At 64.9% G+C, this 24,991-nt stretch carries 28 protein-coding genes and 1 pseudogene; 12 read left to right on the top strand and 17 right to left on the bottom strand.

Translation table 11 applies throughout. From position 1 onward, the window contains the following. Nucleotides 1-20: 20 nt before the first annotated feature. Together AB7M16_RS19135 and AB7M16_RS19130 are read right to left on the bottom strand one after the other, a co-directional pair. Entirely contained in the window at nucleotides 21-818 is a 798-nt protein-coding gene (locus tag AB7M16_RS19135) for a tetratricopeptide repeat protein (RefSeq protein WP_453944863.1), read from the bottom strand. An 80-nt stretch (nucleotides 819-898) separates the two neighbouring features. Further along, on the bottom strand, nucleotides 899-1,144 hold the full coding sequence (locus AB7M16_RS19130) for a PilZ domain-containing protein (RefSeq protein WP_018644993.1): 246 nt from the start codon (nucleotides 1,142-1,144) through the stop codon (nucleotides 899-901). Between the two features lie 228 nt (nucleotides 1,145-1,372). Between AB7M16_RS19130 and AB7M16_RS19125 the strand changes: the two genes are divergently transcribed. The 5 genes from AB7M16_RS19125 to AB7M16_RS19105 all read left to right on the top strand — a co-directional run bounded on the left by AB7M16_RS19125 (nucleotide 1,373) and on the right by AB7M16_RS19105 (nucleotide 7,722). After that, nucleotides 1,373-2,911: a YifB family Mg chelatase-like AAA ATPase gene (locus AB7M16_RS19125; RefSeq protein WP_453944861.1), complete on the top strand. Its 1,539-nt coding sequence runs from the start codon at nucleotides 1,373-1,375 to the stop codon at nucleotides 2,909-2,911. 108 nt (nucleotides 2,912-3,019) lie between these two features. Continuing rightward, nucleotides 3,020-3,487, top strand: a complete 468-nt coding sequence (locus AB7M16_RS19120) for a hypothetical protein (protein ID WP_212257832.1) — start codon at nucleotides 3,020-3,022, stop codon at nucleotides 3,485-3,487. Nucleotides 3,488-3,617: 130 nt separating this feature from the next. Beyond that, nucleotides 3,618-5,861 (top strand): ATP-binding protein, encoded by a 2,244-nt coding sequence (locus AB7M16_RS19115; protein WP_453944859.1) that lies wholly within the window; start codon nucleotides 3,618-3,620, stop codon nucleotides 5,859-5,861. An 84-nt stretch (nucleotides 5,862-5,945) separates the two neighbouring features. After that, a complete protein-coding gene (locus AB7M16_RS19110; RefSeq protein WP_453944857.1) occupies nucleotides 5,946-6,575 on the top strand; it encodes a histidine phosphatase family protein in 630 nt (209 codons plus the stop codon). 154 nt (nucleotides 6,576-6,729) lie between these two features. Then, the gene (locus AB7M16_RS19105) at nucleotides 6,730-7,722 is read left to right on the top strand and encodes an AI-2E family transporter (protein ID WP_349628414.1); all 993 of its coding nucleotides are present in this window, start codon (nucleotides 6,730-6,732) and stop codon (nucleotides 7,720-7,722) included. 45 nt (nucleotides 7,723-7,767) lie between these two features. Here the strand turns inward: AB7M16_RS19105 and AB7M16_RS19100 are convergent, their stop codons facing one another. From AB7M16_RS19100 to hisB, 8 genes are all read right to left on the bottom strand, one after another. Next, nucleotides 7,768-8,007: a hypothetical protein gene (locus tag AB7M16_RS19100; protein WP_172787808.1), complete on the bottom strand. Its 240-nt coding sequence runs from the start codon at nucleotides 8,005-8,007 to the stop codon at nucleotides 7,768-7,770. Nucleotides 8,008-8,108: 101 nt separating this feature from the next. Further along, a complete protein-coding gene (coaA, locus tag AB7M16_RS19095; protein ID WP_172787809.1) occupies nucleotides 8,109-9,065 on the bottom strand; it encodes a type I pantothenate kinase in 957 nt (318 codons plus the stop codon). A 35-nt stretch (nucleotides 9,066-9,100) separates the two neighbouring features. After that, nucleotides 9,101-9,424: a phosphoribosyl-ATP diphosphatase gene (locus AB7M16_RS19090; RefSeq protein WP_036044993.1), complete on the bottom strand. Its 324-nt coding sequence runs from the start codon at nucleotides 9,422-9,424 to the stop codon at nucleotides 9,101-9,103. 89 nt (nucleotides 9,425-9,513) lie between these two features. Beyond that, the gene (gene hisF / locus AB7M16_RS19085; protein ID WP_018646048.1) at nucleotides 9,514-10,287 is read right to left on the bottom strand and encodes an imidazole glycerol phosphate synthase subunit HisF; all 774 of its coding nucleotides are present in this window, start codon (nucleotides 10,285-10,287) and stop codon (nucleotides 9,514-9,516) included. A gap of 3 nt (nucleotides 10,288-10,290) precedes the next feature. After that, nucleotides 10,291-11,028 carry a 1-(5-phosphoribosyl)-5-[(5-phosphoribosylamino)methylideneamino]imidazole-4-carboxamide isomerase gene (hisA, locus tag AB7M16_RS19080; RefSeq protein ID WP_453944854.1) on the bottom strand — a complete coding sequence of 246 codons (738 nt, stop codon included), beginning with the start codon at nucleotides 11,026-11,028 and terminating at the stop codon, nucleotides 10,291-10,293. Between the two features lie 154 nt (nucleotides 11,029-11,182). Then, nucleotides 11,183-11,833: an imidazole glycerol phosphate synthase subunit HisH gene (gene hisH, locus AB7M16_RS19075; RefSeq protein ID WP_172787811.1), complete on the bottom strand. Its 651-nt coding sequence runs from the start codon at nucleotides 11,831-11,833 to the stop codon at nucleotides 11,183-11,185. Next, nucleotides 11,830-12,357: a DUF2628 domain-containing protein gene (locus AB7M16_RS19070; RefSeq protein WP_212257840.1), complete on the bottom strand. Its 528-nt coding sequence runs from the start codon at nucleotides 12,355-12,357 to the stop codon at nucleotides 11,830-11,832. Before AB7M16_RS19070 ends, hisH begins: the two co-directional genes overlap by 4 nt. Before the next feature lie 63 nt (nucleotides 12,358-12,420). Further along, a complete protein-coding gene (gene hisB / locus AB7M16_RS19065; protein ID WP_212257841.1) occupies nucleotides 12,421-13,014 on the bottom strand; it encodes an imidazoleglycerol-phosphate dehydratase HisB in 594 nt (197 codons plus the stop codon). A 193-nt stretch (nucleotides 13,015-13,207) separates the two neighbouring features. On the opposite strand from hisB, the gene hslV reads away from it, so the two are divergent. From hslV to AB7M16_RS19040, 5 genes are read left to right on the top strand one after another with little or no spacing between them, the layout of a single operon-like run. After that, nucleotides 13,208-13,768 (top strand): ATP-dependent protease subunit HslV, encoded by a 561-nt coding sequence (hslV, locus tag AB7M16_RS19060; protein WP_018646043.1) that lies wholly within the window; start codon nucleotides 13,208-13,210, stop codon nucleotides 13,766-13,768. A gap of 3 nt (nucleotides 13,769-13,771) precedes the next feature. Then, nucleotides 13,772-14,257 carry a GNAT family N-acetyltransferase gene (locus AB7M16_RS19055; RefSeq protein ID WP_453944851.1) on the top strand — a complete coding sequence of 162 codons (486 nt, stop codon included), beginning with the start codon at nucleotides 13,772-13,774 and terminating at the stop codon, nucleotides 14,255-14,257. A 2-nt stretch (nucleotides 14,258-14,259) separates the two neighbouring features. Beyond that, nucleotides 14,260-14,871, top strand: coding sequence for a DUF2585 domain-containing protein (locus AB7M16_RS19050; protein ID WP_453947226.1), 612 nt, complete (start codon nucleotides 14,260-14,262; stop codon nucleotides 14,869-14,871). Between the two features lie 49 nt (nucleotides 14,872-14,920). Next, complete coding sequence (gene hslU / locus AB7M16_RS19045; RefSeq protein ID WP_453944849.1) at nucleotides 14,921-16,225, top strand: ATP-dependent protease ATPase subunit HslU; 1,305 nt, start codon at nucleotides 14,921-14,923, stop codon at nucleotides 16,223-16,225. A gap of 28 nt (nucleotides 16,226-16,253) precedes the next feature. Continuing rightward, nucleotides 16,254-17,378 carry a hypothetical protein gene (locus tag AB7M16_RS19040; RefSeq protein WP_453944847.1) on the top strand — a complete coding sequence of 375 codons (1,125 nt, stop codon included), beginning with the start codon at nucleotides 16,254-16,256 and terminating at the stop codon, nucleotides 17,376-17,378. Between the two features lie 184 nt (nucleotides 17,379-17,562). Here the strand turns inward: AB7M16_RS19040 and AB7M16_RS19035 are convergent, their stop codons facing one another. Genes AB7M16_RS19035 through AB7M16_RS19025 form a run of 3 tightly spaced genes read right to left on the bottom strand, consistent with a single transcriptional unit; the run spans nucleotide 17,563 to nucleotide 20,373 of the window. Beyond that, entirely contained in the window at nucleotides 17,563-18,150 is a 588-nt protein-coding gene (locus AB7M16_RS19035) for a Smr/MutS family protein (RefSeq protein WP_453944845.1), read from the bottom strand. Continuing rightward, a complete protein-coding gene (locus tag AB7M16_RS19030) occupies nucleotides 18,147-19,688 on the bottom strand; it encodes an MltA domain-containing protein (RefSeq protein WP_453944843.1) in 1,542 nt (513 codons plus the stop codon). The genes AB7M16_RS19035 and AB7M16_RS19030 overlap by 4 nt, the downstream gene beginning before the upstream one ends. Further along, complete coding sequence (locus AB7M16_RS19025; RefSeq protein ID WP_212257849.1) at nucleotides 19,666-20,373, bottom strand: Tim44/TimA family putative adaptor protein; 708 nt, start codon at nucleotides 20,371-20,373, stop codon at nucleotides 19,666-19,668. The genes AB7M16_RS19030 and AB7M16_RS19025 overlap by 23 nt, the downstream gene beginning before the upstream one ends. A 397-nt stretch (nucleotides 20,374-20,770) precedes the next feature. Here AB7M16_RS19025 and secB point away from each other — a divergent pair, with 397 nt between their 5' ends. Continuing rightward, complete coding sequence (gene secB, locus AB7M16_RS19020) at nucleotides 20,771-21,256, top strand: protein-export chaperone SecB (protein WP_172787821.1); 486 nt, start codon at nucleotides 20,771-20,773, stop codon at nucleotides 21,254-21,256. On the opposite strand, the gene dnaQ is transcribed toward secB, so the two are convergent. The 4 genes and pseudogenes from dnaQ to AB7M16_RS19000 form a co-directional block, all read right to left on the bottom strand. Further along, the gene (gene dnaQ / locus AB7M16_RS19015) at nucleotides 21,247-21,999 is read right to left on the bottom strand and encodes a DNA polymerase III subunit epsilon (protein ID WP_453947224.1); all 753 of its coding nucleotides are present in this window, start codon (nucleotides 21,997-21,999) and stop codon (nucleotides 21,247-21,249) included. The genes secB and dnaQ overlap by 10 nt on opposite strands. Further along, nucleotides 21,999-22,599: pseudogene (coaE, locus tag AB7M16_RS19010) on the bottom strand (dephospho-CoA kinase). The gene dnaQ and the pseudogene coaE overlap by 1 nt, the downstream one beginning before the upstream one ends. A 23-nt stretch (nucleotides 22,600-22,622) precedes the next feature. Next, entirely contained in the window at nucleotides 22,623-23,231 is a 609-nt protein-coding gene (locus tag AB7M16_RS19005) for a Maf family protein (RefSeq protein WP_453944841.1), read from the bottom strand. A gap of 9 nt (nucleotides 23,232-23,240) precedes the next feature. Continuing rightward, entirely contained in the window at nucleotides 23,241-24,080 is an 840-nt protein-coding gene (locus tag AB7M16_RS19000) for a pyruvate, water dikinase regulatory protein (RefSeq protein WP_100233242.1), read from the bottom strand. A 459-nt stretch (nucleotides 24,081-24,539) separates the two neighbouring features. Here AB7M16_RS19000 and hemJ point away from each other — a divergent pair, with 459 nt between their 5' ends. After that, the gene (hemJ, locus tag AB7M16_RS18995) at nucleotides 24,540-24,974 is read left to right on the top strand and encodes a protoporphyrinogen oxidase HemJ (protein WP_172787825.1); all 435 of its coding nucleotides are present in this window, start codon (nucleotides 24,540-24,542) and stop codon (nucleotides 24,972-24,974) included. The last annotated feature ends 17 nt before the right edge of the window (nucleotides 24,975-24,991 follow it).

Below are 24,991 nucleotides of genomic sequence, written 5' to 3'. Positions count from 1 at the left end.
GCCACGGCAGAAGGGGCGGATTACCTGTCCGCCCGCTGCTGCTTCTTCGCCAGCAGCTGCTTCAGCGCCGCGACCTTGGCCGCGGCCTGGTCCGGCGGCAAATCTGCCTTCACGAGGATTTCGGCCTCGGCCTCGCGACCCTGCAATCCCAGCACGAGCGCCAGATTGGCGCGGACCCGCGCATCGTTCTGATTGCGCTGATAGGCGCGGCCGAGCACCTGTTCGGCCTTCGACAGGTTGTTTTGCAACATATAGGACAGGCCGAGATTGGACAGCACGGTCGGCTCGTTCGGCACGATCTTCAACGCCGCGGCGTAATATTGCTGCGCTTCCTCGTTGCGGCCGAGCTGATCGAGCACAGCGCCCTGCGCCGACAGGATGCGCCAATCGGGATCCTCAGGGCTATGCGCCCGGCCGAGGACGTCGAAGGCCTGCTGGAAATTGCCGTTGTCGGCGAGTGCGCGGCCATAGCCGGCGAGCAGCGCCTTGTTGCCGGGATGGGCAAGCACGGCCTGCTCGAGCACCGCGACCGCCTGCGCACGCTGGCCGCTGTCGCGCAGCGCCTTGCCGTATTCGATGGCCATTGCGGGATCGCCGGGCTTGGCGCGATAGCGCTCGCGAAGTGCGTCCATCTCCGGCCTGGCGTCGGCCCTGGTGTCAGACTTGGCGCCGTCCTTGGCGGCGGACTCCTTCTTGCCGCCGAGCGCGCCGGTGACGTCCTCGATGCCGGTGGTCTGACAGCCGCCGAGGGCAAGGATCAGGACGGCAGAACACAGATATCTCGCCGGGGGAAAAGCGAGGGACGAACGCTTGGACATACTCTGATCACTCGGCAACTGATCAGAGATGCTTACCGATTAACGCTAAAGTCCCGTTAAGGAGGCAGGCCTGTCGAGGTTCAGTCGACGAATTCGGCACCGAATTCGCAACCGATGCGCCAGCGCAGGCGGCATTGGCGGGAATAATCGGGCGCGAAGATGATGGTGAATTGCGGCGGCACTTCCAAAAATTCCGCCACCACTTTCACGCCGCCATCCGAAATGTCCGTGATCGTGCAATCCCGCGGCAGCGAGCCCGCGCCAAAATGGATTTTGGCGAGGCGGCTGCACACCCGACGTTCGCTTCTCCGGCGATTTGCAAGCATTTGAACTGTTCACCCGTTAGACCACGGCCCATCCCGCAGGCCTAGGAGTAGCGGACATTCGTTGGGATGTGCTGAGGACAGCGACTCGCATTCGAGACGTAGTTTCCGCGGCGCGTTTACGCCCGGTTAGGATTTGACCGGGCGCCAGCGGATTGTTCTCGTATTGTTCTTGCGGAGACGGCCGTGCTCTGCTACCCCTAATTGCAGGACAGGGCAGGCTGGTTCGACATGGTTCAGCGGGTTTCCACCGTCGCCTTTGAGGGGATCGAGGCCCGCGCGGTCGACGTGCAGGTGCAGGTCGCGCCCGGCCTGCCGGCCTTCGCCATCGTCGGCCTGCCGGACAAGGCGGTGTCGGAGGCGCGCGAGCGGGTGCGCTCGGCGCTGATCGCCTCGGGGCTGGCGCTGCCGGCACGGCGGATCATCGTCAATCTGGCCCCGGCCGACCTGCCCAAGGAGGGCAGCCATTACGACCTCCCGATCGCGCTCGGGCTGATGGCGGCGATCGGTGCGATCCCGCCGGACGCGCTGACCGGATTCACCGTGCTCGGCGAGCTCGGCCTCGACGGCTCGATCGCGCCCGTGGCCGGCGTCCTCCCCGCCGCGTTCGGCGCCAATATGCGCGAGGAGGGGCTGATCTGCCCGGCGTCCTGCGGCTCCGAAGCGGCGTGGGCGAGCCCGGACATCCAGATCGTTGCGGCGAGCTCGCTGATCCAGATCGCCAACCATTTCAAGGGCACGCAGGTGCTGTCGCGGCCGACGCCGAAAGTGCACGAGGCCGCCGCCTCGACGCTCGACCTGCGCGACATCAAGGGCCAGGAAAGCGCCAAGCGCGCGCTGGAGATCGCGGCCGCCGGCGGACATCATCTGCTCATGATCGGCGCGCCGGGCGCGGGCAAATCGATGCTGGCGGCGCGCCTGCCCTCGATCCTGCCGCCGCTGTCGCCAGGCGAGCTGCTCGAGGTCTCGATGATCGCCTCCGTTGCCGGCGAGATCGAAGGCGGCGCGCTGACGGCACGGCGCCCGTTCCGCTCGCCGCATCATTCCGCCAGCATGGCCGCCCTCACCGGCGGCGGCGCGCGCGCCAAGCCCGGCGAGATCTCGCTGGCGCATCAAGGCGTGCTGTTCCTCGACGAATTGCCGGAGTTCGATCCGCGCGTGCTGGATTCGCTGCGCCAGCCGCTGGAGAACGGCGAGGTCGCGGTGTCGCGGGCCAATCACCGCGTCACCTACCCTGCCCGCTTCATGCTGGTCGCGGCGATGAATCCCTGCCGCTGCGGCAATGCGTTCGAGCCCGGCTATGCCTGCAAGCGCGGCCGCATCGACCGCTGCTCCGCCGATTACCAGGCGCGCATCTCCGGTCCCCTGATGGACCGCATCGATCTGCGCATCGAAGTGCCGGCGGTGACCGCCGCCGACCTGATCCTGCCGCCGCCGGCGGAAGGATCGGCCGAGGTCGCCGCCCGCGTGGCGGCGGCGCGCGACATCCAGCTGGCGCGCTATGCGAACGCAGGCCTGCCCCATGTCCGCACCAATGCCGAGGCCCCCGCCTCCGTGCTGGAGGAGATCGCAAAGCCCGATGCACAGGGTCAGAAGCTGCTGCGCGACGCCGCCGAGACGATGCGCCTGTCGGCGCGCGGCTATCACCGCGTGCTGCGCGTGGCGCGCACGCTGGCCGACCTCGATCATGCCGACAAGATCGGCCGGCTGCACCTTGCCGAGGCGCTGTCCTACCGCGCACTCGCGGAGGATGTGCGCCAATTGGCGTAAGCGCCTCGCGCGTCAACCCGGCGGTAACGACTTTCCTTTACGCTCTGCAAACCATAAGGCCCGACGCGTTTCGACTGTGAGTTCCCTGGGCCCGGCGAGTAGAGCGTCATGTTGCGTTTCAAGTTCCTGGCCTCGGCTGTTCCCCTGTTGGCGGCTGCGGTCTTCGCCCGCGCCGAAATCGGTTCGGTGTCGCATCCCTGCATCGCGCTGGGCGACACATCGGTCGAGCTCACCTCGCTGTTCTGGACCGCCGGCGTGCATGTCGCCTTCACCGACGATCCCGCGCGGGCCACGGTGCGGGTCCAGATCACCGACGATGCCGACGCGGCGGATTTTGCCGTGGTCGACGACGGCCTCGGCTCCGAGCCGGACTCCTGCCAGGCTAGTCCCTCGACGCGCCTCGTCTCGATCGCAGCGCAGCCGGTCGACGGCGGCCAGGTGGTCTATCTCTCCAGCGAAGGACCGGCGGATTACCGCATCTTTGTGCGCTCGAAGACGTTCTCGCCGCGCGAGGCGGCAGCGCTGATCGTCGGCGCGCGCGGCGGCCATGGCCGCTTCCAGGCGGCTTCGCTTTAAACCGTTAACACCTCGTCAACCCTGTTCGGAGGCATCGCCACAGCCGCAAGCTGTTCGCAAGGTCGGCGGGCCATCGTCGCACGCGGCGGCGGGGTTTCAGGCAAGGGTCGGTTGCCAAGGGTCGGTTGTGATGGGTCGGACGTTCCGGATCAAGGTGCGCATGCGTCGCTTCAGGCGGCAGCATCCGAGGCTCTCCTTCGCGATCCGCTCCTTCATGATCTTCTCGGCGACGTTCGGCGGCGCCTATGGCTTCGTGTCCGGCAGCCGGTCCGAGAATTCCGGCTACGATCCCCACACCTTTGCGATCGGCGCCAGCTTCCTGTTCGCGCTCGCCTGTCTCGGCCTTGCAACGCTGAGCATGCGCCTGCGCTTCGTCAATAAGCGGCTGCGGACGCTCGCCGCCCACAACGAAGCGTTGATCGACCGCAATTGGGAGCTGAAGGAGGCGGAAGAACGCGCCCGCAGCCTGTTCGAGCAGCAGGGCGACCTCATCGTGCTGCGCGACACGAGCGGCCGCATCACCTTTGCCAACGAGGCCTATTGCACGCTCGCAGGACAGGCGCGCAGCGCGCTGGTCGGCACGCGGTTCGATTTCGACGTGCTGGAGCAGGGCGACAGCGCCCGCGAGAGCAACGGCACGCGCATCCACGACCAGAAGATCGCAACGCCCCTCGGTGCGCGCTGGATCGCCTGGCGCGAGGGCTATGTCCGCCTCGATGCCGGCCAGCCCGCCGAATTGCAGAGCGTGGGACGTGACGTCACCGACCGCACCGAGACCGAGCGTGCATTGTCCGATGCGCGCGACCAGGCCGACGCCGCCAACCGCGCCAAGTCGCGCTTCCTGGCGATGGCCTCGCACGAAATCCGCACGCCCCTGAACGGCATCATCGGCATGGGCGGCCTGTTGCTCGACACAAATCTGACGCCGGAGCAGGTGACTTATGCCAGGGCGGTGAAGACCTCGGGCGAAGCCTTGATGGCGCTGATCGAGGAGCTGCTCGACTATTCCAAGATCGAGGCCGGCAAGCTCGACCTCGATCAACGTCCCTTCGCGCTCTCGACCCTGGTCGAGGAGATCACCGAGCTGCTCGCGCCGCGCGCGCAGGCCAAGTCGCTCGAGATCGCCGCCTATGTCGACGAGCGCCTGCCGCTGGAAGTGGTCGGCGACGCCGCGCGGCTGCGCCAGGTGCTGCTGAACCTCGCCGGCAACGCCATCAAGTTCACGAGCAGCGGCGGTGTGGCGCTGATCGTCGAGCCCGGCATCTGGCCGAACGAGATCAGCTTCCTGGTCCGCGACACCGGCATCGGCATCGCAGCCGAAGCCCAGCAGCGCATCTTCCGCGAATTCGAGCAGGCCGACGAGCGCGTCGCCCGTACCTATGGCGGCACCGGGCTCGGCCTTGCCATCAGCGAGCGCATCGTCAAGCGCATGGGCGGCCGGATCACGCTCACGAGCGAGCCGGGCAAAGGCTCGACCTTCGAGGTCGCAGCGCCGCTTCCGCCCTCGCAAGGCGGCGCGGGACAGACCGCATTTCCGAGCCCCGACCTCACCGGCAAGTCGATGCTGCTCGTCGCCGACGGCATCGAAGCTTCGCTCATCGCGCGGCGCCTCGAGCGCTGGGGCGGCCAGACCTGCCTGGTTGCGGATGCGGCGGTCGCCGAAGCGCTGCTGCCGGAACGTTTCTGGCACGCGGTGCTGATCGATCGTGCGCTCGGTCCTGCCGTGGCCGACCACCTCGGTGAAGCCGCCCGCGCGCATGCCTTGCAGCGCCTCGTGCTGCTGACGTCCAGCTCGCGGCACGAGAAGCTGTCGCCGGCCTTCACCGGCTTTCTGGTGAAGCCGCTGCGCGCAGCCTCGCTCGCCGCGCGTCTAGCTCTGACCCCGGAGGTCGCCTCGCCGGATCTCGCGCCGGAGCCGCCGGCGGCAACCGCCGGCCCCGCGCCGGCGAAAGGCCTGTCGATCCTCGTCGCCGAGGACAACGAGATCAACGCCTTGCTGATGCGCTCGCTGCTGGCCAAGCTCGGCCACCGCGTCGTCATCGCCGTCCATGGCGAGGCCGCGCTGGAATCCTGGCTCGCGGCCTCATCCGCCGGCACTCCCTACGATCTCGTGCTGATGGACATCCAGATGCCGCAGCTCGACGGCATCGAGGCGACAAAGCGCATCCGCGCGCATGAGGCCGCTCTTGGCGCTCAGCACACGCCGATCCTGGCGCTCACCGCCAACACGCTGGTGGAGGATCGTTATGCCTGCTTCGAGGCGGGCATGAACGGATTTCTGATCAAGCCGCTCGACCGCGAGAAGCTCGAGGAGGCGCTCGCGGGCCTCGCCGCGGCCCGGCACCTGACAGTTCCGGATCTCACGGGAACCTGATCTCGTCCGGCGATCGTAATTGAAATCGCGCGCGTTGCGCGTCACGATCCTCAAGGGGGCATTTTGCAACTGAGGATTTTGCGCATGAACGTGCTTTGCCGCCTCGCCCTCATTGTCCTCCTCGCCGGAAGCGTTCAGCACGCTGCCGCCGATACACCTGATGTCATCTCGTCGCTCAAGCAGGGCGGTTACGTCCTGATCTTCCGGCACACCGCGACCGACGACAGCCAGAAGGACGTCTATCCCTTCAAGTTCGACGACATGAGTGCCCAACGTCAGCTCAGCGAGAAGGGCAGGGAGGCGGCGCGCCAGATCGGGATGGCGATCAGGGACCTCGCGATCCCGATCGGCGATATCTACACCAGCCGGCTGAACCGCGCGGTCGAGGCCGGCAAGCTGATCTCGGGCCTCGAGGTCAAGCCGGTCGATGCCCTGACCGACAGCAGCAACGCCAGCGCATCGGGAATGGCAAACCCGACCGGCGCCAATGCCAAGGCCGGGCAGGCCGTGCGTCAGCTCGTCGATGCGCCGCCGAAGGCGGGCACCAACACGGTCCTAATCACCCACAAGACCAACATCGCCGACGCCTTCGGCAAGGAGGCCGGCGACGTCCAGGAAGGCGAGGCCTTCGTCTACAAGGCCGGCAGCTCGGGCCCCGCCACCTTAGCCGGGCGCATCAAGCTTGCGGATTGGATCGCGAAAGCGGGCAGGTGAGGGACCGGGAAGCGGCCTGGACTGCCGCTCCACCACGATGTCGTGCTACGGACGTCGTGTGGCGAACGAGTGAAGAGCTGGCGAACACGTGAGAACATCGGAAGACCGTTCATTCCTCATCCTGCTCGGCGCGATCTCCGTTGCGTTCGCCTGGGTGCTCTGGCCGTTCTCCGGTGCCGTGTTGTGGGCCACGCTGCTGGCCATCATCTTCGCCCCGTTCTATCGACGGGTCCTGAAGTCCTTGCCCGGGAAGCACAGCCTTGCCGCACTCATCACCGTCGTCGTGGTGGTCGTCATGGTCCTCATCCCCGTAGCGATCGTCATCGCTTCGCTCATCGACCAGGGCGGAGAGCTGTATCAGCGCATTCAGAGCGGGGAGATCAGCCTCGCTCATCCCCTGCAGCAGCTGAAATCCGCGCTTCCCAACTGGGCTGCGTCCCTGTTGGATCGCCTGGCCGGCATCGATTTTTCATCCCTGAGGGAACGCCTGTCGGGTCTGGTCGTCCCTGCCGGGCAACAACTGGCCGGACATGCGATCAACATCGGTCAGGTGACGCTGGAGTTCGTCGCAAGCCTGCTCGTGATGCTGTATTTGCTGTTCTTCCTGCTGCGCGACGGTGACGAGCTCAATGCCCGCATTCGCGACGCGCTGCCGCTACGCCCGAGCCACACCGCCGAAATCCTCGATGCCTTCACCCTGGCGGTTCGTGGAACCATCAAAGGAATCGTTCTCGTCGCTCTGATCCAGGGAGCACTTGGCGGGCTCATCTTCTGGCTGCTCGGCCTGACGGCGCCGCTGCTCGCCGGCGCGCTCATGGCGCTGGTCTCGCTGCTGCCCGTGCTCGGCTCCGCCCTGGTCTGGGTTCCGGCTGCACTCTACCTACTCGTGGCAGGCGCAGTCACGAAGGGGCTCATCCTGCTCGCTTTCGGCACCTTCGTGATCGGGCTTGCGGACAATTTTCTTCGCCCGATCCTGGTCGGCCAGTCGATCCAGATGCCAAGCTATGTCGTGCTGCTTGCCACCCTGGGCGGGCTCGCCTCGTTCGGTGCGAACGGCTTCGTCATCGGCCCGCTCGTCGCTGCGATGTTTCTGACGACGTGGCACATCTTCGTCGTCGCGAAGGTGCAACAGGGAGCCCGGAAATGACCGTCATATCGGGCCTGGCGCGGGCGATCCGGCCGACGCGGAATGTCAAGCAGCCGAGGCAGTGAAGCGCGGCGCCGAGAGCTTGTCGGGTGTCGTCTGGCCTCCGCGGAAGACGGTATTTGCCTGCGCCGCGCGCTTGCAGTGCGGGCATACGAAGAGATGCGCGATAACCGGGGTCGGCTCGTCCGCGAGCAGTTCCGAGCGGAACCACTTCATCTCCACATGGCAATCCGGGCAGATCGGAGCTTCCAGCTGCTCCGCAGCGCTCCTGAGACGATCAACCATGGTGTGCCCCCGCCGTTTTCCAAGGAATAGCGGAATACCCATTATTGGTCTGCAACAAAAGACACCATGCTCGAACGGGCATGGCAGCGCACCGGGGGCGATTACAGACGCCTGAGCGCCACGCTCTCCACCGTGTGGTCGGCGCCCTTCTTGAGGATCAGCGTCGCACGCGGCCGGGTCGGCAGGATGTTGTCCTCGAGATTGGCGAGGTTGGTGCGCTCCCAGATCGCGATCGCGGTGGCAGTGGCTTCCTCGTCCGACAATAGCGCGTAGCGGTTGAAATAGGACTTGGGATTGGTGAATGCGGTATCGCGCAGCGCCAGGAAGCGCTTGATGTACCATTGCCGCAGGGCCGCTTCGTCGGCGTCGATATAGACCGAGAAATCGAAGAAGTCGGAGACGACAGGCACGGCCTTGCCGTCGCGCGGCAGCTTGCCGGTCTGCAGCACGTTGACGCCTTCGACGATCAGGATGTCGGGCTGGTCGATCTCGGCCCATTGGTTCGGCACGATGTCGTAGGTCAGATGCGAATAGACCGGCGCGCGCACGTGGCCGCGGCCGGACTTGATGTCGGAGAGGAAGCTGAGCAGCAGCGGCAGGTCGTAGCTCTCCGGGAAACCCTTCTTCTGCATGATGCCCTGACGCTCGAGCACCGCGTTGGGGTAGAGAAATCCGTCCGTGGTGATCAGCTCGACCTTCGGCCGCGGCGACCAGCGTGCCAAGAGCGCCTGGAGCACGCGTGCCGTGGTGGATTTACCGACCGCCACCGAGCCGGCGACGCCGATGATGTAGGGCACCTTGCGATCCCGGATGTTGAGGAACTGGCGCTCGGCGTAATACAGGCGCTGCATCGCGTCGACGTAGATCGACAACAGGCGCGACAGCGGCAGATAAATGTCCTCGACCTCCTGCAGGTCGAGGCGGTCGTGCAGCGAGCGCAGCCGGTCGAACTCGCCCGGCTCCAGCGTCATCGGCGTATCGTCGCGCAGCCGCGCCCATTGCTCGCGCGTATAGACGCGGTAGGGATTGTACTGCTGTTCGGGTGCGCGGATATCCATGACGCCGCCTTTCCGTTGCGATCTCTTCGCCTTGCCTAGCCGCCCTTGCGCGACGCCTTTTCTTCTAGCCCCGACATCGAGGTCCGCTTGTCCAGCGCCGCCTCGACCTCTTCCAGCTTTATGCCGCGTGCCTTCAGCAGCACAAGGAAATGATAGAGCAGGTCGGCACTTTCAGCGATCAGATGCGCGCGATCGTTTTCGACTGCAGCGATTACGGTTTCGACTGCTTCCTCGCCGAACTTCTTGGCGCAATGCTCGGGACCTTTGTCGAGCAGCTTGCGGGTATAGGACGCTTCGCCGCCGGACGCCGCGCGGGCGTCGATGGTTTCGGCCAGATCATGGATCGTGAAACGCGGCATCGGACTCACTCAAAAACACGCTTGGCAACAGATCTGGCCACGGCGGCCATCGCCATCCGCCAATGTAGCATCGTTACGAACCGGAGTCGTCAGGCATCCAGGCGCATCGGCAGCCCACGCCGCGCCATGTGCTCCTTGGCTTCGCGAATGGTGAATTCCCCGAAATGGAAGATCGAGGCGGCCAGCACGGCCGTGGCGTGCCCGTCGCGGATACCGTCGACGAGATGGTCGAGATTGCCGACGCCGCCCGAGGCGATCACGGGAACGGGAACGCTGTCGGCGATCGCGCGGGTCAGCGGAATGTCGAATCCCTGCCGGGTGCCGTCGCGGTCCATCGAGGTGAGAAGGATTTCACCGGCGCCGAGCGAAACCACTTCCTGGGCATATTCGATAGCGTCGATGCCGGTCGAGTTGCGTCCGCCATGGGTGAAGATCTCCCAGCGGTCGCCGCCCGGACGCTTGACGCGCTTGGCGTCGATCGCGACAACCACGCACTGCTCGCCGAATTTCTCGGCAGCTTCCTTGACGAATTCGCGCCGCGACACCGCGGCGCTATTGATCGAGACCTTGTCGGCGCCGGCGCGCAGCAGCGTCTTGATGTCGTTGACCTCGCGCACGCCCCCGCCGACGGTGACAGGCATGAAGCAGGCCTCCGCCGTGCGCCGGACCACGTCCAGCATGATGCCGCGGTTCTCGTGGGTCGCGGTGATGTCGAGGAAAGTGAGCTCGTCGGCGCCGGCGGCGTCATAGGCGATCGCGGCTTCGACGGGATCGCCGGCATCGCGCAGATCGACGAAGTTGACGCCCTTGACGACGCGGCCGTCCTTGACGTCGAGGCAGGGGATCACGCGCACCTTGAACATGGGTCAGCTCCTGCGCGCGTCGCGGATCAAGGTGAGGGCCGCAGCCGGATCGAGCCGGCCGTCGTAGAGCGCACGGCCCGCGATCGCGCCCGCGAGCTTTTTCGCGCGCGGCGTCAGCATCGCCTTCACGTCCTCGATCGAGGCGAGGCCGCCGGAGGCGATTACGGGAATCGAGATGGCATCGGCGAGCGCAATCGTCGCCTCTAAATTCAAGCCCTTGAGCAGGCCGTCGCGCGCGATGTCGGTGAAGATGATGGCGGCAACGCCGGCATCCTCGAAACGCTTGGCGATCTCGAGCACGGTGACCTGTGACGTCTCGGCCCAGCCCTCGACCGCGACCTTGCCGTCGCGCGCATCGAGCCCGACCGCGACGCGGCCGGGGAATGTCTTCGCAGCGGATTTCACCAGCTCCGGATCGCGCACCGCGGCGGTGCCGATGATGACGCGGGCGATGCCCTTGTCGAGCCAGGCTTCGACGGTCTTGAGATCGCGAATGCCGCCGCCGAGCTGCACCGGAATCTTGATCGTCTTCAGCATCGCCTCGACGGCGTCAGCATTCACCGGCTTGCCGGCGAAGGCGCCGTCGAGGTCGACGACGTGGAGATATTCAAAGCCCTGCGCGGCAAAGCTCTGCGCCTGCGCGGCGGGATTGAGGTTGAACACGGTCGCGCGCGCCATGTCGCCTTGCTCGAGGCGCACGCACTGGCCGTTCTTGAGGTCGATCGCGGGAAAGAGAATCATGTCGCACCTGCTCTCGTCCCCATCATGGGAACGGATCTGCCAGCTAACCACTCCGTCATTGCGAGCGCAGCGAAGCAATCCAGACTGCCGCCGCGGAAAGACGCTGGATTGCTTCGCTGCGCTCGCAATGACGAGGTGAAAGCCGTGCAATCCATCACGGTTTCCATCGCAAAAAGTTCGAGATCAGAGCCAGGCCAAAACGCTGGCTCTTCTCGGGGTGAAACTGCGTGCCGATGGCGGTGTCCTTCGCGACGATCGCGGTGACGGGCCCGCCGTAATCGGCGCGCGCGAGCACGTCCGCCTCGCTGGCCGGGTTGAGGTGGTAGGAGTGCACGAAATAAGCGTGCTGGCCCTTCGGGCCGAGCGGCAGCTTGTCCAGCACCGGATGCTCCCTGAGCACCTCGAGCGTATTCCAGCCCATGTGCGGGATCTTCAGGTTTTCATCGCGCGGCGTGATCTTCTCGACGTCGCCGCCGATCCAGTTCAGGCCTTCGGTGACGACGTGTTCCTTGCCGCGGCTCGCCATCAGCTGCATGCCGACGCAGATGCCGAAGAACGGCCTCGCCTTGACGCGCACCGCTTCGGTGATCGCCTCGACCATGCCGTTGACGGCGTCGAGCCCACGCCGGCAATCGGCGAAGGCGCCGACGCCGGGCAGCACCAGGCGGTCAGCTTCGTAAGCCTGGTCGGGATCGCTGGTGACGAAGACCTTTTGCGGGCTCTCCAGGCTGCGCGCGGCGCGCTCGAAGGCTTTCGCGGCGGAATGCAGATTGCCGGAACCGTAATCGATGATGGCGACGCTCATCTTGACCCTCCCGGTTCTGGAAACAACCCAATGATGCCGCCGGCCGGAATCGGCGGCGGGTTCGAGAATGGCTGACCCGGCACATTCCGGGTCGGCGGCGGGCCGCCGCGATCGATGGTCCATTGATCGCCAGCGATGCCGTTCTTCTCGCTCCAGCGCTCGAAGAAGCGGCGCTCCGCGGTATCGCCGTCGTCGCCGACCACGATGTCGAGCTGCCGCCACTTGCCGCGCGACAAGGTCCAGCGGCGCAGGCTCGAGGCCTCAAAGCCCATCAGTACCGCGACGATGAGATCGGCGAAGAAGATCGAAGAGCGCCCGACGCCGAGGCTCGACAGCCCCGCGTTGAACGCGGCCACGAAGATCAGATAGCCGATCAGCGCCAACCACAGCCGATTCCACAACAGCCAGAACGGACCGAAGATCATCGCCCAGAAATGGAAGCCGTCGCGCACGAACACGAACCTGTCGGTCGCGCGCAGATCGGCTCCGGCGGGTGAGGGAGCGTGAACTGTGTAGACAGGCATGGTGATGCCCCGTTCTCGAAATTCAGTGATGCCGCCAGCAGCGTTCGCCGCAAGACGGAGATGTCAGCCGCCGAGCGAGCCCTTGGTGGAGGGGATTTCGCCCGCCGCCTTCGGATCGATCGCCACGGCGGTGCGCAGCGCCCGCGCCAGACCCTTGAAGCAGGACTCGGCGATATGATGGCTGTTATCGCCATATAGGGTTTCGACGTGGAGAGTCACGCCGGCGTTGATGGCAAAAGCCTGGAACCACTCGCGCACCAGCTCGGTGTCGAACTCGCCGATCTTGGCGCGGGGGAAGTCGGCCTTGAACACCAGGAACGGGCGGCCCGAGATGTCGATGACCACGCGCGTCAGCGTCTCGTCCATGGGCATGTGCACGCCGGCATAGCGGGTGATGCCCGCCATGTTGCCGAGCGCCTGCTTGACCGCCTGGCCAAGCGCGATGCCGGTGTCTTCGGTGGTATGGTGATAATCAATGTGCAGATCGCCCACCGCCTTGACCGTGAGGTCGATGCGGGAATGGCGGGCGAGGAGATCGAGCATATGGTCGAAAAAGCCGATGCCGGTCGCGATATTGGCCACGCCGGTGCCATCGAGGTTCACGGAGACCTCGATGTCGGTTTCCTTGGTCTTGCGCTTGATCGTCGCGGTGCGCATTGAAGTGCGGTTTCCATTCTAGCTTGGGAGCCGAAAACGCCAGTCTATTAACAGCCAAACGACGCCTTCGCTACTGCGGGAACGCTCAAGCATGGCACCACTTCCGCCTATGGTGAGCAGAATCTAGGGCCGGAACGGCCCGTTGTGCCCCAGCCCCTGACCGCCTAAATCAGGCCGGACAACGAGGTATTTCATGCAGGACTCCCAGAACAGCTCGCCGGGCTGGCACGGCACCACGATTCTAACGGTCCGCAAGGGCGGCAAGGTGGTGGTCGGCGGCGACGGCCAGGTCTCGATCGGCCAGACCGTGATCAAGTCCAACGCCAAGAAGGTCCGCAAGCTCGGCAAGGGCGACGTGATCGGCGGCTTTGCCGGCGCCACGGCCGACGCCTTCACCCTGTTCGAGCGGCTCGAATCCAAGCTCGAGCAATATCCGGGGCAGCTGACCCGGGCGGCCGTGGAGCTCGCCAAGGACTGGCGCACCGACCGCTATTTGCGGCGGCTGGAAGCCATGATGATCGTGGCCGACAAGGACGTCTCCCTGGTGCTGACAGGCACCGGCGACGTGCTCGAACCCGAGGCCGGCGTGATGGCGATCGGCTCCGGCGGCAATTACGCGCTGGCGGCCGCCCGAGCCCTGCTCGACACCGACAAGGACGCCGAGACCATCGTCCGCCGCTCGCTCGACATCGCCGCGGACATCTGTGTCTACACCAACCGGAATCTGACCATTGAGAGCCTGGCGAGCGGCTAGGCGATGGCGTCCACCTACGCCTTCCGCCCGATGACCGTGGCCGACCTGCCCCTGATCCGGCGATGGCTGGGCGAGGCGCATGTGAGGGAGTGGTGGGGCGATCCGGACGAGCAGTTTTCGCTGGTCAGCGGCGATCTCGACGAGCCGGCGATGGACCAGTTCATCGTGTTGGCCGGCGACAGGCCCTTCGGCTATCTTCAGTGCTACCGCCTGACCGCCTGGAATACGGGCTTCGGGCCGCAACCGGAGGGCACGCGTGGCATCGACCAGTTCATCGGCGAAACCGACATGATCGCCCGCGGCCATGGTTCGGCGTTGACGCGCCAATTCGTCGACGAACGGTTTCGGCAGGGCCTGCCGCGCATGGTCACCGATCCGGACCCGCTCAACGCGCGCGCGATACGCGCTTACGAGAAAGCGGGATTCGTCCGCGATCGCATGGTCGAGACGCCGGACGGTCCGTCATTGCTGATGGTGCGCGAACCGTGACGCTGGTGCAGGCCCGCGAGAGCAAGGTCGCTGTCCCGCCGCTCGCCTGGGTCGGCATCGCGCTGTTGCTGCTCGCGCTGCAGGCCGCGATCCTGCTTGCGATGGGGCGGGTGCCGATCTGCACCTGCGGCACCATCAAGCTGTGGCACGGCGTGGTGAGCAGCTCGGAGAATTCCCAGCAGATCGCGGACTGGTACACGTTCTCACACGTCCTGCACGGCTTCCTGTTCTACGGCCTGACCTGGCTGCTGTTCGCACGATTGCCGTTTCTGCGTCTCTCCTGGCCGGCACGGCTGATCATCGCGATACTGATCGAAGGCGCCTGGGAGATCGTCGAGAACTCGCCCTTCATCATCGAGCGATACCGTGCCGGCACCATCTCGCTGGATTATTACGGCGACAGCATCCTCAATTCGGTCTCGGACAATCTGGCCATGATCCTCGGGTTCCTGGCCGCGCGCGCGCTGCCTGTCACCGCGACCGTGCTGCTGGGGCTGGCCTTCGAGATCGTGCTGGCGCTCCACATTCGCGACAATCTGACGCTCAATATCCTGATGCTGATCCATCCGATCGAGGCCGTGAAGCAATGGCAATCCGGCCCGCCGATCATCTGACCCAAAATGCGGCTTGTCCTTGGCCGCCTCCCGCCCTAGCTAATCAGACATGACAGACTTCTCCCCCCGCGAAATCGTTTCCGAACTCGACCGTTTCATCGTCGGCCAGGGCGACGCCAAGCGCGCCGTCTCGATCGCGCTGCGCAATCGCTGGCGCCGGCAACAGCTGACCGGCTCCCTGCGCGAGGAGGTGCTGCCGAAGAACATCTTGATGATCGGCCCCACCGGCGTCGGCAAGACGGAAATCGCGCGGCGCCTCGCCAAGCTCGCGAATGCGCCGTTCCTGAAGGTGGAAGCGACCAAGTTCACCGAGGTCGGCTATGTCGGCCGCGACGTCGAGCAGATCATCCGCGATCTCGTCGAGGTCGCCATCGCGCAGGTGCGCGAGAGGAAGCGCAAGGACGTGCAGGCGCGGGCCCAGCTCGCCGCCGAGGAGCGTGTGCTCGACGCGCTGGTCGGCGCCAATTCGAGCTCGGCGACGCGGGAATCCTTCCGCAAGAAGCTGCGCGCCGGCGAATTGAACGACAAGGAAATCGAGATCGAGACGCAATCGTCCGGCAGCGGCATGCCGATGTTCGAGATCCCGGGCATGCCGGGCGCCCAGATGGGCGCGATCTCGATCGGCGACATCTTCGGCAAGCTGGGCGGCCGCAGCAAGACGCGGCGGCTCACGGTGGAAGGCTCGCACGAAATTCTCGTCAACGAGGAATCCGACAAGCTCCTGGACACCGAGCAGCTGACGCTGGAGGCGATCAGCGCGGTCGAGAACAACGGCATCGTGTTCCTCGACGAGATCGACAAGATCTGCGCCCGCGATGGCCGCGTCGGCGGCGACGTCTCCCGCGAGGGCGTGCAGCGCGACTTGCTGCCGCTGATCGAAGGCACCACGGTCTCGACCAAGCACGGCGCGGTCAAGACCGACCACATCCTGTTCATCGCCTCCGGCGCCTTCCACGTCGCCAAGCCGTCCGACCTGCTGCCGGAATTGCAGGGCCGCCTGCCGATCCGCGTCGAATTGCAGGCGCTGACCCGCGACGACATGCGCCGCATCCTGACCGAGCCCGAGGCCTCGCTGATCAAGCAATATGTCGCCCTGATGCAGACCGAGGGCGTGACGCTCGACATCGCCGACAGCGCCATCGATGCGCTGGCCGACATTGCGGTTGCGGTCAATTCAACGGTCGAGAACATCGGCGCCCGGCGGCTGCAGACCGTGATGGAGCGGGTGCTGGACGAGATCTCCTTCACCGCCCCCGACCGCAACGGCGAGACCGTCCGGCTCGATGCGGATTACGTGCAAAAGCACATCGGCGACCTCGCCAAGAACGCGGATCTGAGCCGGTTCATTTTGTAATTTGGAGCGGTCACGCTATTGATGCGGCGTGACCGTACGCATCCTGCAAAATCCCTGGCGGCTCCTGCTCGCGATCAACGCGGCGGTCATCGTCGGCGTGCTCATTCACAAGATCCAGCTGCCGCCTTATGTCCCCTACATCCATCTCCTGGTCGATTATCATTTCGGCTTCATCAAGCGCGCGCTGATCGGGGCGATCGTCGCGCTGTTCACGGCGAAAGTGCCGGTTTGGCTGGTGTTCGCGCTCGGCGGGACGACGTGGCTTGCAACGCTGGGCCTCTATGCCAGGCTGTTCCAGAACACGTTTGGCTTCTCCGCGAGAACGCTGCCGCTGTTCGTCTTCACCGCGGGCTCGCCGTTCTTCCTGAAGAATTTCATGCACACGCTCGGCCATTTCGACATCTATGGCTGCGCGCTGGCGATCATCCTGCTGCTGATGCCGGCGGGCTCGCTGCTCTTCGTGGCGACGGCTGCTTTGTTCTCGATTATTCTCGTGCTGATCCATCACATTCATCTCTTGATGTATGTGCCGACGATCATCACCATCGTCGTGATCCGGCACTACCTCGCTTGCGGCTGTGATCGCAGCAATGTCGTCTTCGGTGTGATCGCCCTTGCCGCCGTCTCGGCGCTGTTCTTCGCCGCGCAGTTTATGGGAACGATGCCGATCCCCGAGGCGGACTTCGTCGCCTATCTGAAGAGCCGGATGGCCGATCCGGCGCGCACCGACCTCTTGCAATTCGCCTACATTTGGTACCAGCCGCTGGCGAAAGAGGTTGCCGACACCTGGAGCCGTCTGCCGCACAACATCCTCGGCGTGCCCGTGTTCGCGCTTCTGATCTGGCTGCACACGCCGCTATGGCGTTTCTTCGCGAGCCTGATCGGCACGCTTGCGAACGAGCGGCACAAGGGGCTCGTCATCGCAGCACTGGTCGGCGTCAGCGTCGCCTATCTCGTGATGTTCGCGATGGTGTTCGACTATTCGCGCTGGATCTCGAACTGGGCGGTCTGCATGTTCCTGATCCTGCATGCCGTGACGATGCTGCCGGCCAAGCAGGAAGCGCCGCTGATTCCGGCCGAGGATCAGAAGACCAACATCTTCGGTTTGATACTCACGCTGATCCCGCGCGTCGGAATCGTCCGGCCGTTTTAGGGCTTTGCAATGTGGCCGCACGGGCGGTGCGCTCCCTCCCCCGCTTGCGGGGGAGGGTTGGGGAGAGGGTGTCTCCGCAGAGGGATTCCCCAAGAGGAAAGAGCCCCCACCCGCCGCGCTTGCGCGCGCCGACCTCTCCCGCAAGCGGGAGAGGTTGCACCGAACTCGCCGCTGCCAGAACTCTCTACCCTCGCGCCCGCCTGATCCGCACATACAGCGCGCCCTCGCCGCCATGGCCGATCGCGGCTTCCTCGAAGCCGACGACGAAGGCGCGGAATTCGGGCAGGCTGAGCCATTCCGGTACCTGGCGGCGGAGCACACCGCTTTCGCCGCCGCTGCGTCCCTTGCCGGTGATGACGAGCACGAAAGTGAGGCCGTCCTGATGCGCGCGGTGCAGGAAGCCGGCCAGCGCGCGATGGGCACGCATCTGGGTCATGCCGTGCAGGTCGAGCCGCGCGTCGATCTCGCTGCGGCCGCGCGACAGCTTTATCCGCTCGCGCTTGCCGAGCGGCGCAAGCGGCGGAATCGACGGCTTTGCGGCGCGCGGCGCCGGTGCAGCGGCAACCGGCCTTGCCGGTAGCGAAGTCCTGGTCACCTGGGTCCCGGGCGAAGGCTCGGCGCGCGGGGCATGCGCCTTGGCGGCGCGATGCTTCCGCAGCGGCTTGACATGCTTTGCAACGAGATCCCACAGCTCGCGCTCTTCCTCGCTCAGCGCGCGACGGCGCGGCGAGGGGCGAGGCTCCAGCACGGGCGGACGGGACGGTCGTTTCATTGCGGGCGATGAGGACGATTCTTCGCCGGACGACGCGGCTCAGGGGCAGGCTCGATCGCGGGACGCGGCACCGGCAGCGGAACGGGGCCGGCGACGGCGACCGTTTCGCTCTTGCCTTGCGCCGCCGCGGCGACAGGCGTGCCGGTCTTTGCCGGATCGGTCTGCGGAAACAGCTTTGCGATCTTCTCCGAGGGCCTGGGGTCCGGGATCGGCAGCTTCGCGGCTCGCGGGGCGGGATCGAGGCTCTTCGGCACCAGCATCACGAAATGCATGGGGTGGCGCAGCCGGCCGGAGACGCGGCCAGCATCTGCGCCGGCGCCGAAAAACAGATCGGCGCGCGCGGGACCGATGATGGCCGAGCCGGTGTCCTGCGCGATCATCAGCCGGTGGAACGGCGTCTTGGCGCGCTCGGACTCGATCGGCAGCTCACCCTCGATGAAGAACGGCGTGCCGTATACATGAAGCGATTTGTCGACCGCGATCGAGCGCCCCGCCGTCAAGGGAATGCCTTGCGCGCCGACGGCCTCCTCCTTGTCGGAGAGGTTGACCTCGCGGAAGAAGATGTAGGCGCGGTTCGCGCGGCGCAGCTCCTTGGCGCCTTCAGGATTCTGCGTCATCCATTCCCTGATCTTCTGCATCGACATCTCTTCCCTCGGAATGATGCCGCGCTCGATCAGGATGCGACCGACCGCCGTGTAGGGATAGCCGTTATAGGCGTCGTAATTGAGCCGAACCGAGCTGCCGTCCTCGAACTTGATCCGCGCCGAGCCTTGGATCTGGGCGAACAACAGATCGGTCGGATCCTTCAGCCAGGCGATCTCGAGCCCGCGGCCGGCGATCTTGCCATCCTCGATCTCGCCGCGGTCGTAATAGGGCACCAGCTTGCGGCGGCCGATCTTGCGATAGACCGGGCCCTTGTTGGGCAGGCTGACCGAGTCCTGCTTGTAGCCGCGCACGAACAGGTTCGAGGGGCGGCGATAGACCGGCACGTTGTAGACATCGGTCTGTGTCCGCGATCCCTCCAGCACCGGCTCGTAATAGCCGGTCACGAAGCCGTCGGGCTCGCCGAGCCGCGAGATCCGCAGCGGCGCAAAATTCTCCTCGAAGAAGGTCTTCGCTTTGCCGTCGTCGGTGAGATCGAGCGTCTTGGCGGCTCGGCAGGGCTCACCCAGCGAAGCACCCAAAGCCTTCGGTTCAGCCTTGGGCTCGGCCGCGCCGTTCTGCGCATTGATCGGTTTGCAGCTGGCGCGGAAGGTCTTGTACGCCGCGAGATGATTGTCGTCGCCCCAACCCTTCACGTCTGCCCAGGCCAGCGGCAGATATTGCGCGCCGGGAATTTCGAACGGCAGGGAGAGCTGTGGATAGGGCAAGGCCCGCGGCGGAGCGGCAGGCGTTCGCGGCAGATGATGGTAGTGACTGCGGTGATGACGCCGCGCCGCCTCGGCACCGAGCGAAAACGACGACAGCACGACGGCGCCTGCGCAAAGCGCCGTCGCGCTGTTCTTCAGGAAAGTCTTAATTCGCGCTTCCGGTGCCAACCAGCTTCCAGTTCGGATCGCGAGAGGAGGTGTCGCGGGCGAAGGTCCAGATATCGGTGATGTCGGCGACCGTCTCGGCGCTGCCATCGACGATGTTGCCGGTCTTGTCGCGGGTGACCGAGATCATCTGCGAGACGAAGCGCACGGTCAGCTGCGCGTTGCGGTCGCGCAGCTCGGCGCCGACGAGCTCGGCCTTGTCGATTGAGACGAAGCGCGTCTCGGTCTTCTGCTCGTTCCTCTCGCGTTCCTTGATCGCGGCGTCGAAGCTGTCATAGACGTCCGACGACAACAGATCGCGCAGCGCGCGGCGGTCGCCATTGGCGAAAGCCAGCACGATCATCTCGTAGGCGCCGCGCGCGCCCGAGAGGAAATGGCGCGGGTCGAAGCTGGAGTCTTTCTCGACGATGGAATCGAGACCCTGCGCCAGCGCAGTGCCCGGCTCGGCCAGCCCCTTCCAGCGATCGGCCGGTGCGGTCGGCTCGGCCGTCGGCGCCAGCGGCGCCTGGTCGATCACCTTGCCCGGCACGGTCACGACGTTGTTGTCCTGGGCACCTCCCAGCGCATTGCGGGCGGCGGTGCGATCGAACGGCGGCCGCTCATTGCCCGTGCGCTGCCCCAGCACGCTACGCAGCCGCAAGAAGATGAAGACGGCCAGCGCCAGGAATATGATGGTGTAGATGTCCACGTCGTATCCGCTTTCTGGTCTTTTCAGGGCTCGTTGCCGGGAAAATCAATCCGGCCAGTAGACCGTTCCTTTCGGAAACGGCAAGTCTACATCACCATATTAGGTCCGCGTCAGGTCCGTGGGATGTAGGCACGAAATCTTGCCCGGCCAATGGCGCCTTTTGGCACAGCGCCAAGTGTAGCGCGTTTTATGCTTAAGGGGAAACCCGATCCTGGCCGGAAATCGCGCATCTTCAATCGTTTAAGGCGAAATTTCGCGGAAAAGGCAGGATGAGCGCCCAAGGCGCGAGCGCGGGCCGAATTCCCGGTCCGGGACCGTTCGTCCTTGTGGAACGAGCCGGCCCTATGTTAGCCAACCGCCGCGAAATTCAGCCCCAATCGGGTAAGGAGACACTTTCATGACCAACGGTAACGGCACCCCTCCCGAGGCGGCCCAGGCTCCCCAGCTCAACGTGCTGGCGCAATATACCAAGGACCTCTCGTTCGAAAATCCCAACGCGCCCGGCTCGCTCCAGCAGCAGAGCCAGCCGCCGCAGATCAACATCCAGATCAACGTCAGCGCCAACAATCTCAGCGAACAGGAATTCGAGGTGACGTTGTCGGTCGAGGGCAAGGCCGAGACCGCAGGTAAAGTGATGTTCTCGTTCGAGCTCGCCTATGCCGGCGTGTTCCGGATCGTCAACGTGCCCAAGGAGAACCTGCATCCGCTGGTCATGATCGAGTGCCCGCGCCTCTTGTTCCCGTTCGCACGCGAGATCATCGCCACCGCGGTGCGCGACGGCGGGTTCCCACCGCTGATGCTGGATCCGGTCGACTTCGTCGGTCTGTACCGCCAGAACATGGAGCGACAAATGGCCGCTCAGGGTCAAGCCGGTCAGGCCTGAGCGGCGACCGCCACGGCTGGAGCGGGCAGGTACTCGTTCCAGATCGCCTTGTCGCCCATGGTCGCGATAAAGGCCCGATGGGCCTCGCGCTCGGCTTCAGAAATCCGCGGCGCGAGCGGCACCAGACGTTGCCGCCGCGGCACATCGCCGGCGCTGTTGACCCTGATCTCCTCGGTGTCCGAGGCCAGCAGCAGCTGCGACTGCCGCGCTCCAACCAGGTCGACATAGACCTCGGCGAGCAGCTCGGCGTCCAGCAGCGCGCCGTGCTTGGTGCGGTGTGAATTGTCGATCGAATAGCGCGAGCAGAGATCGTCGAGCCGGTTGGACACGCCGGGATGCTTGCGACGCGCCAGCAGCAGCGTATCGACCAGGCGCTCGCGCGGGATCGCAGCGCGCTCGATGCGGTCGAGCTCGGCATTGATGAAGCCGATATCGAACGAGGCGTTGTGGATCACCAGCGGGGCGTCGCCAATGAACGCGAGAAAGTCGTCGACGACCTCGTGGAACAACGGCTTCGTCGCCAGGAATTCGGACGACAATCCGTGCACCGCAAACGCTTCCGCCGGCATGTCCCGCTCAGGGTTGATATAGACGTGGTACGTCTGTCCGGTCGGCATGCGGTTGAAGATCTCGACGCAGCCGATCTCGACCAGTCGATCGCCGCGCAGCGGATCGAGGCCGGTGGTTTCAGTGTCGAGGACGATTTCGCGCATGTCTTTAAGAAGCCGTGTGAGGTGGCGAATCAGATCCGCCGCTGCGGCATCTTAACGACCTCGGCCAGGATGTGCGCGATTTGGGCGCGCACCGGGTCAAGGCCGTGTGAGGTATCCACCACGAAATCGGCCCGCTTGCGCTTCTCGGCATCCGGCATCTGCTTGGCGATGATGGCATCGAGCTTGGGCTCGTCCATCGTGCCGCGCGCCAGCACCCGCTGGCGCTGAAGTTCCGGCGAGGTCGAGACCACGACCACGGCATCGACCCGCTTCTCGCCGCCGGTCTCGAACAGCAGCGGGATGTCCAGCACGACGACCGGCACCTTGGCTGCCTCGGCATCGGCAAAGAATTTCTGCCGGGAAGCGCCGAGCATGGGATGAACGATCTGCTCGAGCTGCTTGATGGCGGCGGGATCGTGCACGACGCGCGCCGACAGCTTTTGCCGGTCGACCTTGCCATTCGCGGTGGTGCCGGGGAAGGCGGCCTCGATTGCGGGGGCAGCCTCACCCTCATAGAGCTGATGCACGGCGGCATCGGGCGTCGTAGACGGGAACGCCGGCCTCCGCGAACAATTTCGCGGTGGTGGATTTGCCCATCCCGATCGAGCCAGTCAGTCCGAGAATCCGCATCAGCACCCAGCCTTCTGTCGCATCTACACCGCAATTAGCTTCTCGCTCCGCAGATACGCAAGCAGCGGCAGCAGCGGTAGGCCGAGAATGGTGAAATGGTCGCCCTCGATGCGCTCGAACAGATGGATGCCGAGGCCCTCGAGCTGATAGGCACCGACGCTTCTGGTCACCGCCTCGCCGGCGGCGTCGAGATAGGCCGAAAGCTCGGCTTCGCTCATGGGCCGCATGGTCATGCGCGCCACGGAAACGTCCTCGAACACGATCCTGCCATCCTGCGCCACGGCGACGGCTGAATTCAGCTCGTGCGTCTGACCGGCGAGATCGCGCAATTGCGCCAGCGCCTGGGCGCGGCCGGCCGGTTTGTTGAAGAGACGGTTCCCGAGGGCCAGCGTCTGGTCGGCGCCGATCACAAAGTGTCCGGGATGACCGGCAGAGACCGCCTTGGCCTTCTCGCGCGCCAGCAACAGGCCGATCTCGCGCGGATCCGAAAGTTTTGACGCGGCCTGAATGCCGCGCTCGTCGATATCAGCGGTGACAGCTACGAAATCGAGCCCGGCATTGGCCAGCAGCATTTTGCGCGCGCTGCTTTGCGAGGCCAGGATCAACGGACTTTTGCCGCGCCACAAACTCATCGGCGACACTTACTCGGACGGCCGGTTGCGCTGGCGGTCGCTATACAGCTTCATGATCGCCGCCGCGGTTTCCTCGATGGAGCGGCGCGTGACGTCCAGCAGCGGCCAGTCGTGCTTGGCGCTCAGCTTGCGCGCGAACGCGACCTCCTCGGTGACCGACTGCTTGTCGGTGTAGGTATCGCTGCCGGACTCGGCGCCCATGGAAAGCAGGCGATTCTGACGGATCTGAATCAGGCGTTCCGGCGTCGCGTGCAGGCTGACGACCAGCGGCCGCGTCAGCGTCTCCAATTGCGAGGGCACGGGGATGCCCGGCACCAGCGGCACGTTGGCGGTGCGGATACCGCGATTGGCGAGATAGATCGAAGTCGGTGTCTTCGAGGTCCGGGACACGCCGACCAGGACCACATCGGCCTCGTCGAGACCTTCGACATGCTGACCGTCGTCATGGATCATCGTGTAGTTCAGTGCGTCGATGCGCTTGAAATATTCCGCGTTGAGCACGTGCTGGGCGCCGACACGGCCGGTGGTCGCAGCGCCCAGATAGGCTTCGAACAGCTGCATCACCGGCCCGATGATCGAGAGGCTCGGAACATTGATCTGCTTGCACTTGTCCTCGAGTCTGGCGACCAGATCCTTCTCGAGCAGCGTGAACAGCACGATCCCCGGTGCTTCCTCGATCTCGTCGAGCACGCGGTCGAGCTGCTTCTGGCTGCGCACCAGCGGATAGACGTGCTCGACCGGCGTCACGTTGGCGTATTGGGCCGCGACCGCGCGCGCCACGGTGATGAGCGTTTCACCCGTGGAGTCCGAGACCAGGTGGAGATGGAAATAATTGTTCGAGGTCGGCACAAAAACCCTTTGAATTTCGTTGGGGTGGTTTGTGGATTTCTGTGGAGCTTAACCTCTCGGAAAGGGATGCGCGACACCAGGGGCGGGACAAGCGGCGATTTTCTTCACACTGCTGCCGGTCAGGACAAGTCCGGCGCCCCACCGAGAGGGAAACGGGATTGCGCGGACAAGTCCCTTGATAAGCTGCCGATACAAACGCGCAAGCCTTTGAAGCCGACTGACTTATCGGAAGTCGACAAAGGCTGTCCGGAATATGTGGATGGATGTGAACAAGCGCGCGCGAACGCGCGGACGGAATTGCGTGAGTCCAATCCACGGTCACATAGACTCAAACCTTAAGAATCTAAGATTCTAGATTTGAGGAAGGCGCTACGGACGGATATGTGTGCGGGGTAAGACCTTAACGAGTTCTTACTATCCCCAGCGCTCCCGAGCTGGACAGCAACCCGGACCGTCGAAATGTTCGAAGACGTCTATCTCTGGATCAAGGCGCTGCACGTGATCGCCGTCATCTCCTGGATGGCCGGCATGCTCTATTTGCCGCGGCTGTTCGTCTATCACTGCGAGGCCGAAATCGGCTCGAAGCAGTCCGAGACGTTCAAGGTCATGGAACGCCGGCTGCTCAAGGCGATCATCAACCCCGCGATGATGGTCACCTGGCTCGCCGGGCTCTATCTCGCCTGGTCCGGACATTGGTTCTCGTTCGGCTGGCTGCACGTAAAACTGGCACTGGTCCTGGTGCTATCGGCGGTCCACGGCTTTTTTTCCCGCTGGGTCAAGGATTTTGCCGCTGATAAGCGTCCACGAAGCCAGAAATTCTATCGGATTATCAATGAGGTGCCGACCGTCCTGATGATTTTCATCGTCGTCATGGTGATCGTGAAGCCGTTCTAGGCAAACCGCGCGGCGAT

This window comes from Bradyrhizobium sp. USDA 372, assembly GCF_053629095.1.
The sequence above is the reverse complement of the archived record's forward strand: the minus strand, read 5'-3'. Positions and strand labels throughout refer to the sequence as shown.